The organism is Desulfobulbus oralis, from assembly GCF_002952055.1.
GTDB lineage: Bacteria > Desulfobacterota > Desulfobulbia > Desulfobulbales > Desulfobulbaceae > Desulfobulbus > Desulfobulbus oralis.
In genome coordinates this window covers 730,806-748,165 of record NZ_CP021255.1, presented here as the reverse complement: position 1 = coordinate 748,165, position 17,360 = coordinate 730,806, and the positions used below count along the sequence as shown (strand labels likewise).

Annotated in this window: 15 protein-coding genes and 1 pseudogene; 6 read left to right on the top strand and 10 right to left on the bottom strand. The window is 60.4% G+C overall.

The features are described 5' to 3' along the window. The first annotated feature begins 23 nt into the window (after positions 1-23). Positions 24-800 (top strand): MogA/MoaB family molybdenum cofactor biosynthesis protein, encoded by a 777-nt coding sequence (locus tag CAY53_RS03205; protein ID WP_104935907.1) that lies wholly within the window; start codon positions 24-26, stop codon positions 798-800. 146 nt (positions 801-946) lie between these two features. Continuing rightward, a complete protein-coding gene (locus CAY53_RS03200) occupies positions 947-2,470 on the top strand; it encodes a hypothetical protein (protein ID WP_245874861.1) in 1,524 nt (507 codons plus the stop codon). A gap of 118 nt (positions 2,471-2,588) precedes the next feature. On the opposite strand, the gene CAY53_RS03195 is transcribed toward CAY53_RS03200, so the two are convergent. Then, on the bottom strand, positions 2,589-3,590 hold the full coding sequence (locus CAY53_RS03195) for a helix-turn-helix domain-containing protein (RefSeq protein ID WP_181040394.1): 1,002 nt from the start codon (positions 3,588-3,590) through the stop codon (positions 2,589-2,591). A 224-nt stretch (positions 3,591-3,814) separates the two neighbouring features. Between CAY53_RS03195 and CAY53_RS03190 the strand changes: the two genes are divergently transcribed. Further along, positions 3,815-4,279 (top strand): pyridoxamine 5'-phosphate oxidase family protein, encoded by a 465-nt coding sequence (locus CAY53_RS03190; protein ID WP_104935905.1) that lies wholly within the window; start codon positions 3,815-3,817, stop codon positions 4,277-4,279. Positions 4,280-4,975: 696 nt separating this feature from the next. Here CAY53_RS03190 and CAY53_RS03180 read toward each other — a convergent pair. The 8 genes and pseudogenes from CAY53_RS03180 to glpA all read right to left on the bottom strand — a co-directional run bounded on the left by CAY53_RS03180 (position 4,976) and on the right by glpA (position 13,038). Further along, positions 4,976-5,449 carry a hypothetical protein gene (locus CAY53_RS03180; RefSeq protein WP_104935904.1) on the bottom strand — a complete coding sequence of 158 codons (474 nt, stop codon included), beginning with the start codon at positions 5,447-5,449 and terminating at the stop codon, positions 4,976-4,978. A 345-nt stretch (positions 5,450-5,794) separates the two neighbouring features. After that, on the bottom strand, positions 5,795-6,268 hold the full coding sequence (locus tag CAY53_RS03175) for a hypothetical protein (RefSeq protein ID WP_104935903.1): 474 nt from the start codon (positions 6,266-6,268) through the stop codon (positions 5,795-5,797). Positions 6,269-6,518: 250 nt separating this feature from the next. Then, positions 6,519-7,166: a hypothetical protein gene (locus CAY53_RS03165; protein ID WP_181040392.1), complete on the bottom strand. Its 648-nt coding sequence runs from the start codon at positions 7,164-7,166 to the stop codon at positions 6,519-6,521. 158 nt (positions 7,167-7,324) lie between these two features. Further along, positions 7,325-7,462, bottom strand: a pseudogene (locus tag CAY53_RS13090) (uracil phosphoribosyltransferase); the annotation flags it as partial. 263 nt (positions 7,463-7,725) lie between these two features. After that, complete coding sequence (locus CAY53_RS12465) at positions 7,726-8,796, bottom strand: hypothetical protein (RefSeq protein ID WP_146106380.1); 1,071 nt, start codon at positions 8,794-8,796, stop codon at positions 7,726-7,728. Positions 8,797-8,889: 93 nt separating this feature from the next. Further along, the gene (locus CAY53_RS03150) at positions 8,890-10,089 is read right to left on the bottom strand and encodes an anaerobic glycerol-3-phosphate dehydrogenase subunit C (protein ID WP_104935900.1); all 1,200 of its coding nucleotides are present in this window, start codon (positions 10,087-10,089) and stop codon (positions 8,890-8,892) included. After that, positions 10,086-11,414, bottom strand: a complete 1,329-nt coding sequence (gene glpB, locus CAY53_RS03145) for an anaerobic glycerol-3-phosphate dehydrogenase subunit GlpB (protein ID WP_104935899.1) — start codon at positions 11,412-11,414, stop codon at positions 10,086-10,088. Before glpB ends, CAY53_RS03150 begins: the two co-directional genes overlap by 4 nt. Further along, positions 11,398-13,038, bottom strand: a complete 1,641-nt coding sequence (gene glpA, locus CAY53_RS03140) for an anaerobic glycerol-3-phosphate dehydrogenase subunit GlpA (protein WP_104935898.1) — start codon at positions 13,036-13,038, stop codon at positions 11,398-11,400. The genes glpB and glpA overlap by 17 nt, the downstream gene beginning before the upstream one ends. Positions 13,039-13,203: 165 nt before the next feature. Here glpA and CAY53_RS03135 point away from each other — a divergent pair, with 165 nt between their 5' ends. After that, positions 13,204-14,535 (top strand): MATE family efflux transporter, encoded by a 1,332-nt coding sequence (locus CAY53_RS03135; RefSeq protein ID WP_104935897.1) that lies wholly within the window; start codon positions 13,204-13,206, stop codon positions 14,533-14,535. Positions 14,536-14,610: 75 nt separating this feature from the next. Here CAY53_RS03135 and CAY53_RS03130 read toward each other — a convergent pair whose 3' ends face one another. Then, a complete protein-coding gene (locus tag CAY53_RS03130) occupies positions 14,611-15,819 on the bottom strand; it encodes a metallophosphoesterase (protein ID WP_104935896.1) in 1,209 nt (402 codons plus the stop codon). A 96-nt stretch (positions 15,820-15,915) separates the two neighbouring features. Between CAY53_RS03130 and CAY53_RS03125 the strand changes: the two genes are divergently transcribed. Next, positions 15,916-16,728, top strand: coding sequence for an HAD-IIA family hydrolase (locus tag CAY53_RS03125; protein ID WP_104935895.1), 813 nt, complete (start codon positions 15,916-15,918; stop codon positions 16,726-16,728). Between the two features lie 118 nt (positions 16,729-16,846). Then, a complete protein-coding gene (ybaK, locus tag CAY53_RS03120; RefSeq protein WP_104935894.1) occupies positions 16,847-17,326 on the top strand; it encodes a Cys-tRNA(Pro) deacylase in 480 nt (159 codons plus the stop codon). The last annotated feature ends 34 nt before the right edge of the window (positions 17,327-17,360 follow it).

Genomic DNA, 17,360 nt, shown 5'->3' with positions numbered 1-17,360 from the left:
GGAAATAATTTTTGGAGCCACCCATGAACATTCGTCTCCAGGTCTGTGCCTGCGCACAAGATGCCTGCCTGCCGCTGTTGCCTGCAGCCGTGCAGGGCAGTCCGGGTCATCGGCTGGAATCGCCCGACTTTTGCGCCCTGCCGCCCCTGGCTGTGGGCACGCGTCTTCTGGCCCCGGACGGCGCGGCCCTTTTCGCGGTGTCAGGTCGCATCTGGCTGCCGGCCGCTCCGCACGCGGTGGCCTGTCCCCTTTTGCAGGCGCTGGACCACCTGCCGGCCGGCCCTGTGGATCTGGCGCCCCGCAAGGAGGGCTTCAGCCTGGCCTGGATCACCCTTTCGGACAAGGGCGCGCGGGGCGAACGGGAAGACAGTGCTGGCCCGGCCATTGCGGAGCTTGCAGCCGCACACCTGCCGCTCTGCCATACCCAGGGCTTTCTTTTGCCGGACGAACCGGCAGCGCTCCGGGCACTTTTGCCTGAACTGGCCTTGGGGCAGGGCTATGACCTCATCTGCACCACCGGCGGCACGGGCCTTTCGCCCCGCGACCGCACCCCGCAGGTGACGGCGGCACTGCTCGATCTGCCCCTGCCCGGCTTTGTCCAGGCCATGATGGCGGCCAGCCTGGCCAGAACGCCGCATGCGGCCATTTCCCGGGCTGTCGCCGGGGTCCTGGGACAGAGCCTTGTCCTCAACCTGCCAGGCAGCCGCAGGGCAGTGACAGAAAATCTGGCCGCCGTGCTGCCCGCCCTGCCCCATGCCCTGGCCAAAGTTCATGGCGACCCGGCCGACTGCGGCGCCTGAGGCCGGCCCCTGCCGGGATCGGGCGCTCCTGCCCCAGGAAGGGCTTGCCAGAAAGCGCCTGCCGCGGTTATGATCGCGATGACTTTGCGGAGCTGGCCAGCAGTACCGCAAGACCTGCATGTTCCTCTGTCCCCTGCGCTTGCCCCATGCCGATTCCTGTCCTTTTACTCGCGTTGCTGCTGTCCCTGACCATGGCCCCCGCCGCCCGGGCGGAGGTCCCGGCGGCCCAGGTCATGACCCTCTACCGTTTCAACGGCCCGGCCGCAATCCCCTATTACGAGATTGCCAGTCTGCACTCGGGCGGGCCCATCCGGCCGGCCGGCAGTCTGGCCCAGGGCTCCTCGCTCATTCCCTGTGTGGTGGTGAGCGGCGGCGAAGCCCTGACCGACCGGAACGGCGTACCCTATGTGGGCTTCAAGGTCGTGGTGGATGCGGCCAGGGCCACGCCGGCATCGATCGCCCGCTTTCAGGGAACCCGCCGGGCACGCCAGCACCTGATGGCCGCCAATCATCACTGTCCGGCCGGCACACGGTATGCACTGAGCAGCCGTGACCTCTACGACATGAAGAAACCGCCGGTCTTCGAGCCGCCTGCTGCGGCCTCGGAGCCTGAACCGGCCAGATCACGGGGCACGACCGACCAGATTGTGCGTGCCTTTCACAATTCCGCCTCCTGTGCGGCGGTCAATACCCGGCTCATGGGCCGCCGTGCCGCTCTGCAAGAGGCCTGGGCCAGCTTTAGCCGCATGGCCCGAACCCAGTGGAGCCCGGAGGCCATTGACCGGGCCCGGCACCTCGACTACACCATGCGCACCGCGATTTTCGAAGGCCATCTGGGCCGCGGTTGCAGCGCCTACGGCACCTGCGAGCGCAACATCATAGCACTTTCCATCCGAAACCGGGCCCGTGAATCCTGCAGCAAACACCACGGTTGCGTGAGTCCGGGCGATTTTACCAGCGTGGCCAGCGCGGTTTCCCAGTACAACATCTGGGACGAATACGTGACCCAGACCTCGAGCCTGACTTCCTGCTTCCTCCGAAACAGCGGTGGCGCGGGCCGCGAATACCCGCTGTATCGCAATCTCTACGAGCAGAATGTCTCCGATGTCGAGCGCATCCTTTACGGCGGCGACAGCGATCTGGCGGAAATCTTCCCCGGCAATCCGCTCCCGGCGCTCAAGGCGCTCAAGCACTATTACCACGCTCCGGCCATGGGCAAGTGCTTCCCGCAGTACGATCGGGTGGAGTACCTCTCCGGGGCAGTGGCCAGAAAAGGCAATAATTTTGTCCTGCTGGCCGACACGCGCATCAAGGTTGGCGCGCGGGTGCCTGGCGGCTATCTGTTCCAATCCTTCCTGGCGCGGAGTGGCGCTGACCGCGACACGGCGCAGGTGGTGGACAATTATCCCGGCTTTGTGGTGGATGCCCGCCGGATCAGCCTGAAAAAGACGACCCGCTGTGCGCCCTATGGCATTCCGCAGGGCTGCACCTTCGAGCGTGTCGGCCGCTATCGCAAAACCCCCAGTTGGGTGAACGAGGGCCGTCCCATTGAGGTCAGGTGCCGGGTGCAGAACCGCGGCGAGCTGTGTAACGCGGCGCCCAGGCAGGAATCGGTGCGGGTCGGCGGCACCTGTGATGTGGAGATGAGGCCCTTTGCCGGCGTGAAATAACGGACTTGAACGTTGGCATGCCGCGAGTTGCATGAAAAAGAGGGAGAGACACCGGCGCTTGCGCGGACCGTGTCTCTCCCTTTTCCCTTCCTGCGGCGCTCGGAAAAATCAGGAAAGATCAGGAAAGCTGTGACGCGGCAAAACCGCTCTGGTAGCGTTTTGGCTGCACGCCGTAGCGGCCCAGAAAAGACCGTGAAAAATGGCTGGGTGTGGCAAAGCCGCATTCATAGGCCACCTCGGTGACGCTCTTCCGGTTGTCCTCCAGGAGCTTTCGGGCGCATTCCAGCCGTTTGTCGCGGAGGACGCCAAAAACGGTATCGTGGTGCAGCAGGCGGAAGATGTGGTTCAGCCGCGTGTGCGTGAGACCAACGGTTTTCGCCAGATTGAGCAGGGAGGGCGGCGAAGCCAGATCATGCAGGAGAATGTCGTAGGCCCTTTGCGCGGCCCCAAGCTCTGCCGGAGTGATCTGCTTCTGCGCCTCTTCTTCTGACGAATCGAAGAGGCTCAGTTGGTTGTAGAGGAGCTCCATGGTCTTGTATTCCAGAAAGACCGGCGCCAGGGCGGAAAGAGCCGGGCAGTCGAAGATCTGTTTCAAGGTCATTTCCAGCGGCAGGGGGAGGATGTCTTCCTGATGAAAGGCCTGCTGCACAACGCCTGCCACCAGATTTCTGACGCAGGAGCGGCACGAGGAAGCGCAGGACTGCTGGCAACTGCCCTGCTCCCTGCACATGAGTTTTTGCAGACTCTCCGGCTGCACCAAAAGCGCAATCACCTGCAGGTTGGCCTTGCGCTTCGAAATACAGGTGGACACAGCGCCTGGAACATAGGAAACCGCATAGTTGCGGGCAGCGACCTGTCCGGTCACCACGCTGCCGTCCGGTCGGGCAATGCTGATGCGGGCCTTGCCGGAAAGACAGTAAAAAAACTGCACCGGCGATTCGTCCGCTCTGTAGTCAAACTGCAGGGGCTCGTCGACCCAGTCCCGGTTTTGCACCAACAGCCGGATATCTGGCCGAATCTGATGTTCGCTGAACGCCGATGACGACGATGCCTGACTTTGCGGGCGCGTCCATTCGGCCTGACTCTGTCCGGAGAACGCTCCGGAACCTTCGGTATACATGATTGTCCTCCGTATATTCTGAAGTTCTTGCCTGCGAGTTTCATGCAGCTCGTTTGCGGCCATGTTAAAAAACCGAATACGTTATGTCAATTATTTTTAGCCACTTCTAAAATTGACAATTCAAACAATCGCCCCTTTCGCCGTCTTGAAAAAATTCCGGCCCTGGGCAAGGTTCCGGCCCATTGACGGCTGGACGGCTGTGAGAGGCAAACCTGGAGAGCAACATGCACGAAATGCGGAAAAAAGAGCGCCGGTTGCAGGATGAGGAGACACGGGCGCTTTTGCGCAATGGCGAATACGGTGTGCTGGCGACCATCGGCCAGGATGGGCAGCCCTACGGCGTGCCCATGAGCTATGCCTTTGCCGAAGATCATATCTGGTTGCACAGCGCACAGGCGGGCCACAAGGTGGCGAATCTGGCCCATTGCGACAGGGTTTCTTTCTGTGTAGTGGGCAAAACGGAGCCGCTGCCAGCCGCATTCGGCATGCGCTACCGGAGCGCCATGGTTTTCGGCGCTGTGCGCCTCTGCTCAGGAGAGGAAAAAATGATCGGGCTGATGCATCTCGTGCGCAGGTATGCGCCTGACTTTATGGAGCAGGGCCGGAGATACGCGGAGTCCGCCCTGCACAAGACCAATGTCTACTGTCTGGACATTGAGTGCATGAGTGGAAAAACAAACAGGTACTGACTCAGGGCGGCAGCGGTGCGAATTGGCCTGGTCAGACCCAAAGATGCGATTCGCCTCCTGGAGATTTATGCGCCCTATCAGCCCGTTGAAATCATATTTCAAACCCCATGCCACAGGAATTGCCAATGCCAGGCAACATAGAATCAGTGAGTTGTTCCGCTGCCTTACGAAGTTGATGACTCGCAATGCGCATTGCTGCGACTTTTTCAAGGGGCTGTTAGTCGGGACATTCAGGGCAGAAACCATACCACCTGCCAATAATGTTGAGATTGTACTTGTCTTCAGGGAACACAACGGAAAAATTTTCATCTACTTTATAGGTTCTGAAAAACCGGTTGGACCAGGTAATTGTTCATGGTTTTCTCCTTAGTGTTGTGAATAAAAACAAAAAGGCACTACTTTGGACAGTTGGGGCAAAATCCATAGGATGTACGATGCTTTCTATATGCATCATCTGGAAAAATTACAGAAAACTTGTCATCTACCTGGTATGTTCTGAAAAACTGGTTGGCCCTGTGGATAATTTTGCGCTCACCTCCTTTTGACTGAGCCTCTGTTACCAGAAATTCGCAGTACAGGCACGACTTTGCTATGGATGACTGCATCATGAGCCAGTATTCGTAAATGCGACCATTATACTCCTCTTGATAGTCGCACCACAACGCACTACGAGCAACAGCGCCATTATAATTTGGATCATACTCTGGAAATTGACCAAACTCCGCAAGTTTTTTTATCAATCTTTGTTTTGGCATGAACACTGGCCAACTGATACCAGACTCCCTGAAAATGCGCATCAATAACAACGCCATACGCCTCACTTCCCCTTTTATCATAGAATTTTTCTACATCACGAATTCTTTTTCTATTGCTCTTGTCTTCGCTGTTGTAATAATTGGCCAGGCCATGCTTGATAAAATCTATGTTTGCCGCATACATTTCCTCATACGCTGTACGCGCCATCTCAGGAATCCCTTTCTTATAATCATAGTAGTTGCGGAAGCATGGCACAAATTCTTCCTGCACCGATGCTGTATTCTCAGTTCCATGCTGGGACGCAAAAGAAGTAACTGGCATACTACCAAGGAAGAGCAGCAGAAGAAAAACGCAGCGTAATTTTCTGTTCAGAATCCTGAAGCTGAAATACAGTTGGATCAGGTAATTGTTCATGTTTTCCTCCTTCGTGTAGTGAGTAACTACAAAAAATACTACCGAGGACAGTTGGGGCAAAAGCCATATGCCCGTCCGACAATATGAAGATTGTATTTGTTTTCAGGGAAAATTACAGAAAACTTGTCATCAACCTGGTATGTTCTGAAAAACTGGTTGGCCCTGTGGATAATTTTGCGCTCACTTCCTTTTGACTGAGCCTCGGTTACCAGAAATTCGCAGTACAGGCAGGCTTTTGCTATGGATGACTGCATCATGAGCCAGTATTCGTAAATACGGCCATTATACTCCTCTTGATAGTCGCACCACAACTCACTACGAGCAACAGCGCCATTATAATTTGGATCATACTCTGGAAATTGACCAAACTCCGCAAGTTTTTTTATCAATCTTTGTTTTGGCATGAACACTGGCCAACTGATACCAGCCCCCCTGAAAATGCACATCAATTTCAATACCATATGCCTTACTTCCTCTTTTATCATAGAATTTTTTTACATCACGAATTATTTTTCCATTGCTCTTGTCTTCGCTGTTGTAATAATTGGCCAGGCCATACTTGATAAAATCTATGTTCGCCGCATACAGATCCTCATACGCTGCACGAGCCATCTCAGGAATCCCTTTCTTATAATCATAGTAGTTGCGGAAGCAGGGCACAAATTCTTCCTGCACCGATGCTGTATTCTCAGTTCCATGCTGCGACGCAAAAGAAGCAACTGGCACACTACCAAGGCAGAGCAGCAGAAGAAATACGCAGCGTAATTTTCGGCTCAGAATCCTGAAACTGCTGTACAACTTCATCAGATACACGTTCATAGATTCCTCCAAAATAAATGGGATGTTGTTGCCAACCCTCAATTCGGGCAAAAGGGGCAATGTGTATAGCTGCCACGAATATGATTTATGTACTTGTCTTCAGGAAACACAACGGAAAAATTTTCATCTACTTTATAGGTTCTGAAAAACCGGTTGGCCCGGTGGATGATTTTGCGCTCTGCCCCCCTTGACTGGGCCACAGTCACAAAAAACTCGCAGTACAGGCAGCGGGTCCCCCAGGCCGACTGCATCATGTACCAGTACTCATAGATACGGCCATTGTACTCCTCCTGATAGTCACAATACAGATGACTGCGGGCAATTTCTGTATTGTAATCAGGTCTGGGGCCGGGGAACTGGCCGAGCGATGCAAGCATCTGGATGTCGCTTCTGCTTTTGGCGCTGATATCGACCAGTTGGTAAAAGCCCCCGGGCGCATATCAATATTCAGCCCAAAGGCATGGCAGTCTTTTAAGTCGTACAATTTTTTAACATCATCGAATCTTCTGCTCACGCTCTTGTCCTCGGTGTTGTAGTAGTTGGCCAGACCGTGTTTGATAAAGTCCATATTTGCCTCGTAGAGCTGGGCGTATACCTCCTGCGCCTTGGGCGGTAATTTCTTATACGAGCTCTTGCTGTAAAAGCAGGGCACCGGGGCTGGCTCTGTGCCCTGTTCCCCCGCAGGGGCCGCCTGCTTTTCCCCGGCCTGCGCCACGGCCGGCGGAGTCAGAGCGCAACACAGCGCCAGCAGCAAGGGAAAGACCAGACTGAGGACTCCCCGCGCCGAGGGCCTGATTACCGGCAGATGCAGGGCAGACGCCGTACCCGGGCTAGTCCGGAAAAAGGATGGAGAAGAAGAAAAAAGAGCGTACAAACCGGAAGGAACACTGTGAAACATGGCATCCCTCACAAAGTATGGTTGAACTGACGCCTCGCTTGTGATCGTACAGATATCCTAAAAGAACCTATTCGTTATGGTGGTGCGGCGTGTCACCCAATGGGTGGCTGTGGAAATGCTGATGCATCCGGGAGTAATTGCAGCGGACAAGCTGGTGACTCGCTGGTGGCTTCATAAATCAGGAGGCGGGCCAGCTCATTGGCCACGGGGCGGAATTCGTGGGTGGCAGTGGACGCCATACGCAGGATGCCCAGCTTATGGCGCACAAGAGGATGATCGACCACACAGACAGCCATGTCGCCCCTCCCGGAAAAAGGATGCAGAGAATATAATGGTTTGTTTTTACTGCAATTATTGATTCGTTAACCTATCAGCCCGTTGCAAGACTATATTTCAGGTTCCATGCTCCAGGATTTTCAAATTCCAGGTAACGCAGAAGCAGTGGGTACCCCTCTGCCTTACGAAGTTTTTAACGGGTTCTTATCAGGGCATAACGAAGATCCTGATACTGCTGATCTGTCAAAATGCGTTCATTAATTGCCATGATTTACCTCCGGCGTCATGGTTGGAGTACTTCTTCGCCAGTAATTGCACAAATATCTTTAAACATATGGTCATTCATCCGGCAAATTGTACGGTTTTTGGATATGGAAAATGCCCGGCCTTTATATAAAAAGAGTTGACGCCCGTCACATTGGCTTGGAAATCTTCTGCTATTCTCATCATTTGGTATAGCCTCATAAGATTCGTGCGGATTAAATTCGTTTACAGGCACATGCACATAAAGAGAATCTTCTACCAACCCGGTAGGATTCCCGTATGGCATGCCGAGAGGAGCCCAAAGACCATCAACAAAACCAAATTTTTTTTCCACAGCTGCCACACAGTTGGCATAATCCCGTCGGTAAGGCTCACGATCCATATGCAAAAAATCATACGAACAAGTCGTGTAGAGCGTCTCGCAAAAACTTTCCTGTTCAGCCAAAGACCGATAGGTATAAGACACTACCGTGACCAATGGACCATTTTGCTCAAAACGCACTTTTGCCCTGCGCAGGCATGGACGGAAAGGGGAACGGCAGTGCCATGGCCTGCCGCCGTAAATTCCTCGCAGCTCTCTATAGCCAGCCCGCATATCGTGAATATATTGCGCCTGCCATTCCGCAAACGACGGGTGTTGATCAGATGTTCTATTCCACTCGTGCTCCAGGTCGTAAATCATCTGCAGGTTGTTTTCTATCTTCAGCTCTTCCCAGTCAGGTTCGCTGAATTGCGGCATATCCGGATGAAAACGCAGCTTGCACCAAAACGAGACTCGTGAAGGTTGCAGCTTGTTCAGATTCTTCACCATGTCCCGGCATACGTTCCAGCCGGTATCTTCGACCTGATAATACTTCACGCGCGGTTTGACTTTGGCCTGCTTCTCCCCGGCCTGCGCCATGGGTGGCAAAGCCAGAGCGCAACACAGCGTCAGCAGAAGAAGAGTGAAAAGAGCCCAGCCCGGACATCTGCCCGCCGCAGGTCTGGCTGGCAGCCGGGCCAGGGCAGGCTCTGTGCCCGGGCCATTCCGGAAAAAGGATGGAGAAGAAGAAAAAAGAGCGTACAAACCGGAAGAAACACAGAGCGACATAACATCCCTCACAAAGTATGTTAGAGGAATCTTAAGCTCTCGCCAGCATACCCCCCTGCTGCCCACTGGCAGGCCCTGATGTATAACAGCCCGTTAGTGCAAACCGGACAGTCGCTGGCGGACGAGGCTCAGGGGGTGTGGGCAGGGCAGACCGCTGCCGTGGGTGATCTGCAGCCGGCAGGTGCCGCATTCGCTGGCCGCACATTCCGCCCCGCTGGCACGCACCCGGGCAAAGAGCCGCTCGCCGATCTGCTGGCTGATGGCATATTTTTCCTTCTTGAAGCCGTAGCTGCCGCAGAGGCCGCAGCAGCCGGCATCGGCATTCTCCGCCTTGAAGCCCAGACGCCGGAGCAGGCTCAGCCCCGGCAGACCGCAACCCTGGGCACGCAGATGGCAGGGCGCGTGATAGATGATGCTCCGCGCCGCTTCCCCGGTTTCCGGCGCCTGCAGCAGGCCGGAGTCCACGCAGTCCAGAAGGAAGGCGCAGGCATCCTGCACGGGCAGAGGACCGTACTGCGCCTCCAGCTCCGGAAAGAACAGCGGCAGTTCGGCGCGAAACATCAGGCGGCAGCTCGGGCAGATGGTGAGGAGCGGCAGGCCCTGCTGCTGCCAGCGGGCGAGTTCGGCCATATTCCTGACCGCATTGGCCCGCGCCTCGGCCTGAAAACCGTTGGCAATGAGCGGCAGACCGCAGCAAACCAGCCCCCTGGGCACGATCACCCTGAAACCTGCCCGGTTCAGCAGCCAGACCAGATCCAGCCCGGTGGCCGGGTCGTAGATGTCCATATAACAGCCGGAGAACAGCACGACCTGACGCGGCAGCTCGGGCTGGCTCAGCGCCGCTGCCTGCCTGCGGAAGCTCTGGGCGGCATAGGCCGGGAGCGTGGCCTGACGGGCAATGCCCAGCCGGTCCAGCACGGCACGGGTCAGGGGATTGTTCATGCCCAGATTTTTCAGCCAGGCCGGCACAAGGCTCAGGAGCCGGGCCTCCTTGTCGCCATGGGCCAGCACCCACTCACGCAGGCCGGGCCGCTTTTTTTCGCACTGCGCCAGCCGGGCCAGCATATTGATATTGGCCACCGGCACGCCCTGCGGACAGGAGATGTCGCAGTTCTTGCAGTTGGTGCAATACTGCAGCGAGGGGTCTTCCTCGAGCCCCATGCGGCGGAAGCGCTCGTAGGCCGGGCCTATCATGCGTGGGCCCGGAAACTTCGGGGTCGCCTCTGCCACCGGGCACTGCACCAGACAGGTGGTGCAAGCAATGCATTGGTCAGGGTTGATCTGCACGCTCATATCCGCACCCCGCTCATGACGGCGCCAGCCGTCTTGCCGGCCTCCTGCGCCAGCCGGGCCGCGCAGAGTCCGGCCTGCCAGCCGGTCGCACAGGCCACGCCGTGGCCGCTTTTTTCAAGGGCGAAATCATAGCCGCCCACAGTCCGCCCGGCAAAGAAGACATTGTCCCAGAGCGGCCGGCCGGCCGCATCCTGGGGCTGTACAGGCTGCATCCGTCCATTCACCGTGACGCCCAGGCGCGAGAAGCGGTGCGGGCCGAAAATATCCGCTTCGGACAGGGCCTCGACTTCGGCAGGCACCGGAATGTCGATGCCCAGCACGCTTTCCCGGGCCCGGCCCGGATCCAGTTGCAGGCCGCCGCTCAAAATGCCGCCGGTTGCCAGCACAAAGGCCCGGGCCTCATAGCGGCTCTCGCCGTCCACATTGCCGGCGACCAGAGCCCGGCAATGACCGGCATCGCTTTCAGCGCGGAGGATTTCGGTATTTTCCACCATGCCGAATTCGTATCCGCCCAGCTCGCGCAAAAGGGCATCCCGAAGCCTGAGACCGCCCACCCCGGGCGGAATGCTGGCCATCTCGACCAGCGGACAGTGCAGGGCTTCGCTCACATGCCGCCAGATCGAGGCATCGGCCCGGCTGCCCAGGACAGGCGGCAGGAGCAGCAGATCGGCACGGCCGACATGGGGCAGAAGCGCCTGCACCAGCCAGTTCCGGCCCTCGGGCCGATCCAGCATCCGGGCCAGATCCAGCGCATTCAGACTGCGCTCTCCGCTGTCGCATTCCGGGGAGGCCAGCTTGACCGGCACGAAGTCCCGTCCGCGCCAGCGGGGCTGTTCCCTGAGCTGGCGGATGACCAGGGCCGGCTGGCAGTCGCGCAGGCCCTCGACACTGGCCACCACCACGCGATGCGCCCCGGCCAGCGCCTCCGGATTGAGGGCCGCGGGCACCAGATAGCTGGGCCTGAGCGTGCCCATGACGGTAGGCAGCCAGGTATTGCAGGGCTCGCCGTCCAGGGTGGCGTTATGCAGGGGCAGACCCTGCCGGGCCGTGCAGGCCTGCAGGGCCGCAAGTGCTTCCGCCACCCGCTCCCGGCCCAAAAGCCGGTAGGGATGCTCCGGCGGCAACATGGCCATGGCAGTCCAGGGCAGGTCCACAGGGTCTCCGCCCACTGCGCCCAGAAGATCCACCGAGCCGCCGCTGATGGCCAGCGAGCCCACGCCATTGCTCAGCAGTTCCACCCGGCTGCCTGCCTGCGCCGCGGCCAGCGCCGCGCACAGCCCGGCCATGCCCGCACCCACGACCAGCACTTCAGTTGCCCTTTGCATGCGCCACTCCGTCAAGATTCAGCACACAGCCATACACGGCGCGTCCCAGTTCCAGCTCCCGGGCCTGCGTGCCCCAAAGGGCCGGCCTGAGCCCACGCCAGCGTTCCTGCAAAAAGCTGCGCACATTGTCCACCGGCGACAAGTCCAGGGGCACATCCTGATCCACCAGGGCGCCGATGCTGCGCACCGAACAGAACGTGCCCTGACAGGTGCCCATGCCCAGGCGTGTGCGCAGGCGAATATCGGTGAGCGAATGGGTGGCGGCATCACGACCCACGCATTCGATTTCCGCAAGCGTCACCATCTCGCACTCGCAGAGCAGCGGATTGCCTGCCCCGGCGTTCCGGCCGGGCAGCGTGTGCCGCGCCCTCGCCGCGGCCCGCTCGATGACCGCCGGCAGCTCGTCGCCCAGACGGCCGACCATCAACTGCAGGCCCTGCACCGGAAAATAGCGGGCTGCCCGTTCGAGATCGCCCCTGGCCGGCTCCGGCACCAGCGCTTCCTCCGCGGTGCGGCAGGCGGCCTGCAGCTCCAGATAGGCTGCCACCCGGTCGCAGACCTTTTCGGCCATCAGGCGGTAGGTGGTGAGTTTGCCGCCAAAGATGGAGAACATGCCCAGGAGGCCATCGGCGCCGTGATCCCGCACCTGAAAGCTGCGGCTGGCCTGACGGCCGGTGGCGCCATCCGCAGCCATCAGCGGCCGCGTACCGGCAAAGGCACGGAGAATGCGGTACAGCCGCAGCTCCGGGAACAGGGCCTCGCCCAGGTCCAGAAGACGCAGCACCTCTGCGGAAGTGGCCCGGGTGTCGGAGGGCCCCGTGGCCGGACTGGAGGTGGTGCCCAGCATGGTGATGGAGCCGTGGGGCACGAAGATGTCGCCGTCCGCGCCCCGGTGCAGCCGGTTCAGCACCCGCGAGGCGAAGCGATGATTGAAGACGATGAGCGTGCCGCGATCGGGCGCAATGGGCACCCGCAGCCCGGCCAGCTCCGCCACCCGGCCTGCCCAGGAACCGGCCGCGTTGACCAGGGCCTGGCAGGCAATGGCCACGCTCTGGCCGCTGCGCTTGTCCAAAACGGTCACGCCGCTGATCCGGCCGCCGTTCTGGTGAATGGCCGTGAGTTCGTGGTAAGTGAGCACCCTGCCGCCGTAGCGTCTGGCCGACATGGCGTTGTGCACCACCAGCCGGAAGCCGTCTATGCCCGCATCGGGCACCCGGAACACCCGGCGGATCTCCGGCGACAGCCTGGGTTCAAGCCGCAGCGCCTCTCCAACTTCCAGCTCCTGCGCGTCAATGCCCGCCCTGGCGCAGGCCGCGACCCAGGGCTCCACCCAGGCCGGATCGTCTGCCGGCGTGAGCGCGAAAAGGCCCTCGCTGCCCTCCACGCAAAAACGGCCGATGCGGCGAAGGATGCGGTTTTCCTCAATGCATTCCCGGGCCGATGCATTGTCAGTGACCGCATAGCGGCCGCCGCTGTGCAGAAGGCCGTGAAAGCGGGAACTGGTGCCGTGAGCCAGCCCGCCCTGCTCCACCAGTATGGCCGGGATGCCGCGCATGCACAGGTCGCGCAACGTGCCCATACCCGTCGCCCCGCCGCCGATAACGACAACCGTAGTTTCCAGCATGGCGCCTCGATCTCGGGAAAAGTGCCTGTGCAGGCCGTACCGGGTTGCGCGCGACCCGCAGGCAGGTTACAAAGACCAGTCTATCTTAACGTAGGAAGCCTCCGATTCCAAGCGGGGAAGACGAAAAACCGCCTTTCCCCCGCAATCCATTCCAGCTCCAGACCCATGACCATCCGGCTTTCCGATCAGTTCAGCTACAAGCGCCTGCTCCGCTTTACCTGCCCCGCCATTGCCATGATGCTCTTCACCTCCATCTACAGCGTGGTGGACGGCTACTTTGTTTCCAATTTTGCCGGCAAGAGCGCCCTCGCGGCCATGACGCTGATCGTGCCGCTTCTGGGCATGCTGGGTGCCATCGGCTTCATGCTGGGCACGGGTGGGGCAGCGATCGTGGGCAAGCTCCTGGGCGAAGGCAGGGCAGCGGAGGCCCAGAGGAGCTTTTCCCTCTTCGTGTATGTGGCGCTCGGGGGCGGGGCGCTCCTGGCCCTGGCGGGCGAGGCCGTCATCGGGCCGCTCGCCCGGCTTCTGGGCGCGGAAGGCGAACTGCTGGCAGGCAGCCTCGTGTATGGCCGCATCTGCCTGCTGAGCCTGCCCTTTTTCATGCTCCAGTTTTTGTTTCAAACCTTCTTCGTCACCGCGGAAAAACCCAAGCTGGGGCTGGCCGTCACGGTGGCGGCCGGCTGCACGAACATGCTGCTGGACGCCCTGCTGGTGGCCCTGCTGGGCTGGGGCCTGACGGGCGCGGCCCTGGCCACCGCCATCAGTGAATGCATTGGCGGGGGCCTGCCGCTCCTCTACTTCGCCCGGAAAAACACAAGCCTGTTGCGGCTGACCCGGCCCGGATTTTCGGCCAGGGTGCTCGGGAGGGCCTGTGGCAACGGCGCCTCGGAATTCCTCAACAATATCGCCTTTTCCTACCTGATTGTGCTCTACAACTACCAGCTCCTCAGGCTGGCCGGGGAAAATGGGGTCGCGGCCTTTGGGATTCTGCTCTATGTCTCCTTTGTCTTTTCCACGATCTTTGCCGGTTACGCCATTGGCGTTGCCCCGCTCTTCAGCTACAACTTCGGCGCGGGCAGGCGGGACGAACTGAAAAACCTTTGTGCCAAAAGCCTCGTTCTGAACGCAGGCGCAGGGCTTTTCGTCGCGCTCTTCTGCGCCTGGGCCGCCGGGCCGGTGGCGCGGGCCTTCACCGGCTACGACCCGGCACTCTGCCAGTTGAGCACCCGGGCGATCCGCCTCTTCGCGCCGGCCTTCCTGCTCCTCTGGGCAAACGTCTTCGCTTCCTCACTCTTTACCGCTTTGAACAACGGCAGGGTTTCAGCCCTGATCGCCCTGCTCCGCATGTTCGTCTTCGGCACGCTGAGCCTGGTTATCATGCCCCTGCTCTTCGGGCTGGACGGCCTGTGGTGCGCCTGGACCATGGCGGAACTGGCCTCGCTGGCAGTGAGCCTCCCCTGCTTCCTCCACCTGCGCGGGCGCTACGGCTACGCCTGAAGCTCCGGGCAAAGGCCCGCTCTGTATCCGCATGGCCGCTCTGGAAACAGGAAAGCGCCCTGTCCCGGCACGGGCTCAAAGCTCGGGCATCACCGTGGCCTGGCCCCTTTGCAGGGTGATCAGCTCGATTTCCGCCGGTACCCCCAGCCTCAGCGGGTAGCCCGACCACAGCCCCGCGCCGTTCGACACGTAAAGCGGCATGCCGGCAACCCTGTACCAGCCGCGCACCAGGCCCTGGTTGTAGTGGGCCACGATCCTGTCCATGCCCAGGCACTGGCCGCCGTGGGTATGGCCGGAAAGCTGCATATCCGCGCCGGCCTGGGCGTTCAGCATGGCCGTGTTCGGCCGGTGGGCCATGACCAGGCGGCAGGCATTGTCCGCCCGGCCTGGCAGACCCGCCAAAAGCGCCGGCACATCTGTTGCCACCGGATGGCCGAAACGGCCGCCAGTGCGGTCGTCGAGCCCCAAAAGCACCAGCCTGGCCGCACCCCGCGGCAGCAGCACGGCTTCGTTATGCAGAACCCGGATGCCGCTCCGGGCGTAGAGCGCCATCCAGCCCGGATAATCGCTGTAATACTCGTGATTGCCGGTGCAGGCGAAGACGCCGTATTCGGCCCTGAGCGCGGCCAGCTCGGAGAAGGCCCGGGCCCGGCTGCCGCCATCTGCCGCCCGATATTCCGGCCGGCCATCGCTGAGGTCGCCGCTCAGGCAGACGAGATCGGGCCGGAGCCGCATGGTCAGGGCTGCCACCTCCCGCACCCATTCCCTGCTCGTCAGGGGGCCGATGTGCAGATCGGCCAGATGCGCGATGCGGAGCCCCGCCAAATCCGGCGGCAGGTCGGGCAGGGCCAGGCTCAGTTCCCGGACTTTGGGCAGCGCCAGCCCCTGCGCCATACCCACAGCCGAAGCGCCCAGAGAGAGGGCCAGCGCCCCGCCCCGGCGCAGGATGCGGCGGCGATCGGGCGCAAAGTCGGCCCTGGTCTGCACGGCCGCTTGCCTGAAGAGCCGGCGCAGCAGCCAGAGCGTGTCCCAAAAGAACGTGCAGCAGAAGAGCAGCAGCATGGCCGTGTAGAGCCAGAGCTGCGGCATGAGCAGCCAGGCCGGCATGTCCGGCCCGGCAATACTTTGAAAGAGCCAGCCGTCAATGGCATGGGCCTGCGAAACCAGCACCAGGGCCAGGGCCGCAAGCAGGCGCAGGGGCCAGCGCAGACCCCTCCAGCCCAGCACGTGGGCCATCAGCCAGAGCGGCGGCAGAAACAGGATCACAAAACGAAGCGGGGTCATGGACAGGTTCCTGAAGGTATGGGTGGCGAAACGGTGCCGCCTGAGCTATACCAGAGCGGCGGCCAAAAGCCATCATTTTGCGGAACAGGGTGCACTATGGACTGGAGCGGAAAACGCTGCGTGGTGCTGGACATGGACGGCACCGTCTACCTGGGCCATCTGCCGATTGCCGGCGCGGTGGCCTTCATCCGGCGGCACTGGCAGGATCTGGACTTTTATTTTCTGAGCAACAACACCTCGAAATCGCCCCGCAGCTATGTGGCGCGGCTGAACCTCATGGGCATTCCGGCCACGCTCTCCCGGTTGCTCTCGCCGGTCAGGCCGCTGGTGGATTTTCTGCGTGCCCGGAAAATCGGATGCCTGTATCCGGTCGGCAACACGGAGTTTCAGGGTTATCTGCACGAGTGCATGCCGGAACTGGAATTTGCCGAGGCAGGCGCCCAGGCCGTGGTGCTGGCCTACGACACCGAGCTGAGCTACCACAGGATCGCGCGCGCGGCGCTGCTCCTGCAAAAGCCCCAGGTGCTCTTTCTGGCCACGCATCCAGACCTGGTCTGCCCCTCACCCGAAGGCCCGCTCCCGGACGTGGGCAGCTTCATTGCCCTCTTTGCAAGCGCCACCGGCAGGCAACCCCAGTTCATTTTCGGCAAGCCGGATCCCCAGGTGCTGGCCCCGCTGCTGGCCCGCTATCGCAAGGCGGAAATGCTCATGGTGGGCGACCGGCTCACCACCGACATGCAGCTCGCCCGCAACGCCGGCATCGACTCCATCCTGGTTTTGAGCGGGGAAGCCACCTTAGAGGATGTGGCCAAAGAACAGTACCAGCCGACCCTCGTGCTGAAAGACCTGGGCGAGGCGGAAAAGGACTGGCCGGGTTCGGCAAGTGAAGCCGGCCAGCAGGATGTGTAGCTCTCTGCAGGCCGGATGCGCTGGCCACACCGGCCACCGTGCCGCCTGCACCTGTGGCGACGGCCGTTTCCGCTCTCCGTTGCGGCCGGCTTGCCGGTACCTGAAACGAGGAAAGGCTATGGCCAAAAAGGAAGTCAAGACCAATGCCATGCGGCTTTTGGAGCGCCTGAAGATTGCCTACCGGCAGCACGAATACGAGTGCGCCGAGTTCAAAGACGGCATGCAGGTGGCTGATCTGCTGGGCCTGCCGCGGGAAAGGGTGTTCAAAACGCTGGTCACCGAGGGGGCTGACCGGAATCACTATGTGTTCGTGCTGCCGGTGGCCGAGGAACTGGACATGAAAAAAGCCGCAAAAAGCGTCGGTGTGAAGGCGCTGGCCATGCTGCGCATCACGGATCTGACCAGGGTCACCGGCTATATCCGTGGCGGCTGCACAGCAGTGGGCATGAAAAAGCCCCTGGTCACCCGAATTTCCGCCAAGGCACAGGCGCTCCCCCGCATCGTGGTCAGCGGCGGCCGACCCGGCTCGCAGATCGAGCTGGCGCCGGATGACCTGCTCCGGGCCAGCAATGCCCAATACGCTGACATCACGCTCTGATCGGTGGACCTGTCCGAAAGACATCCGGATTCCG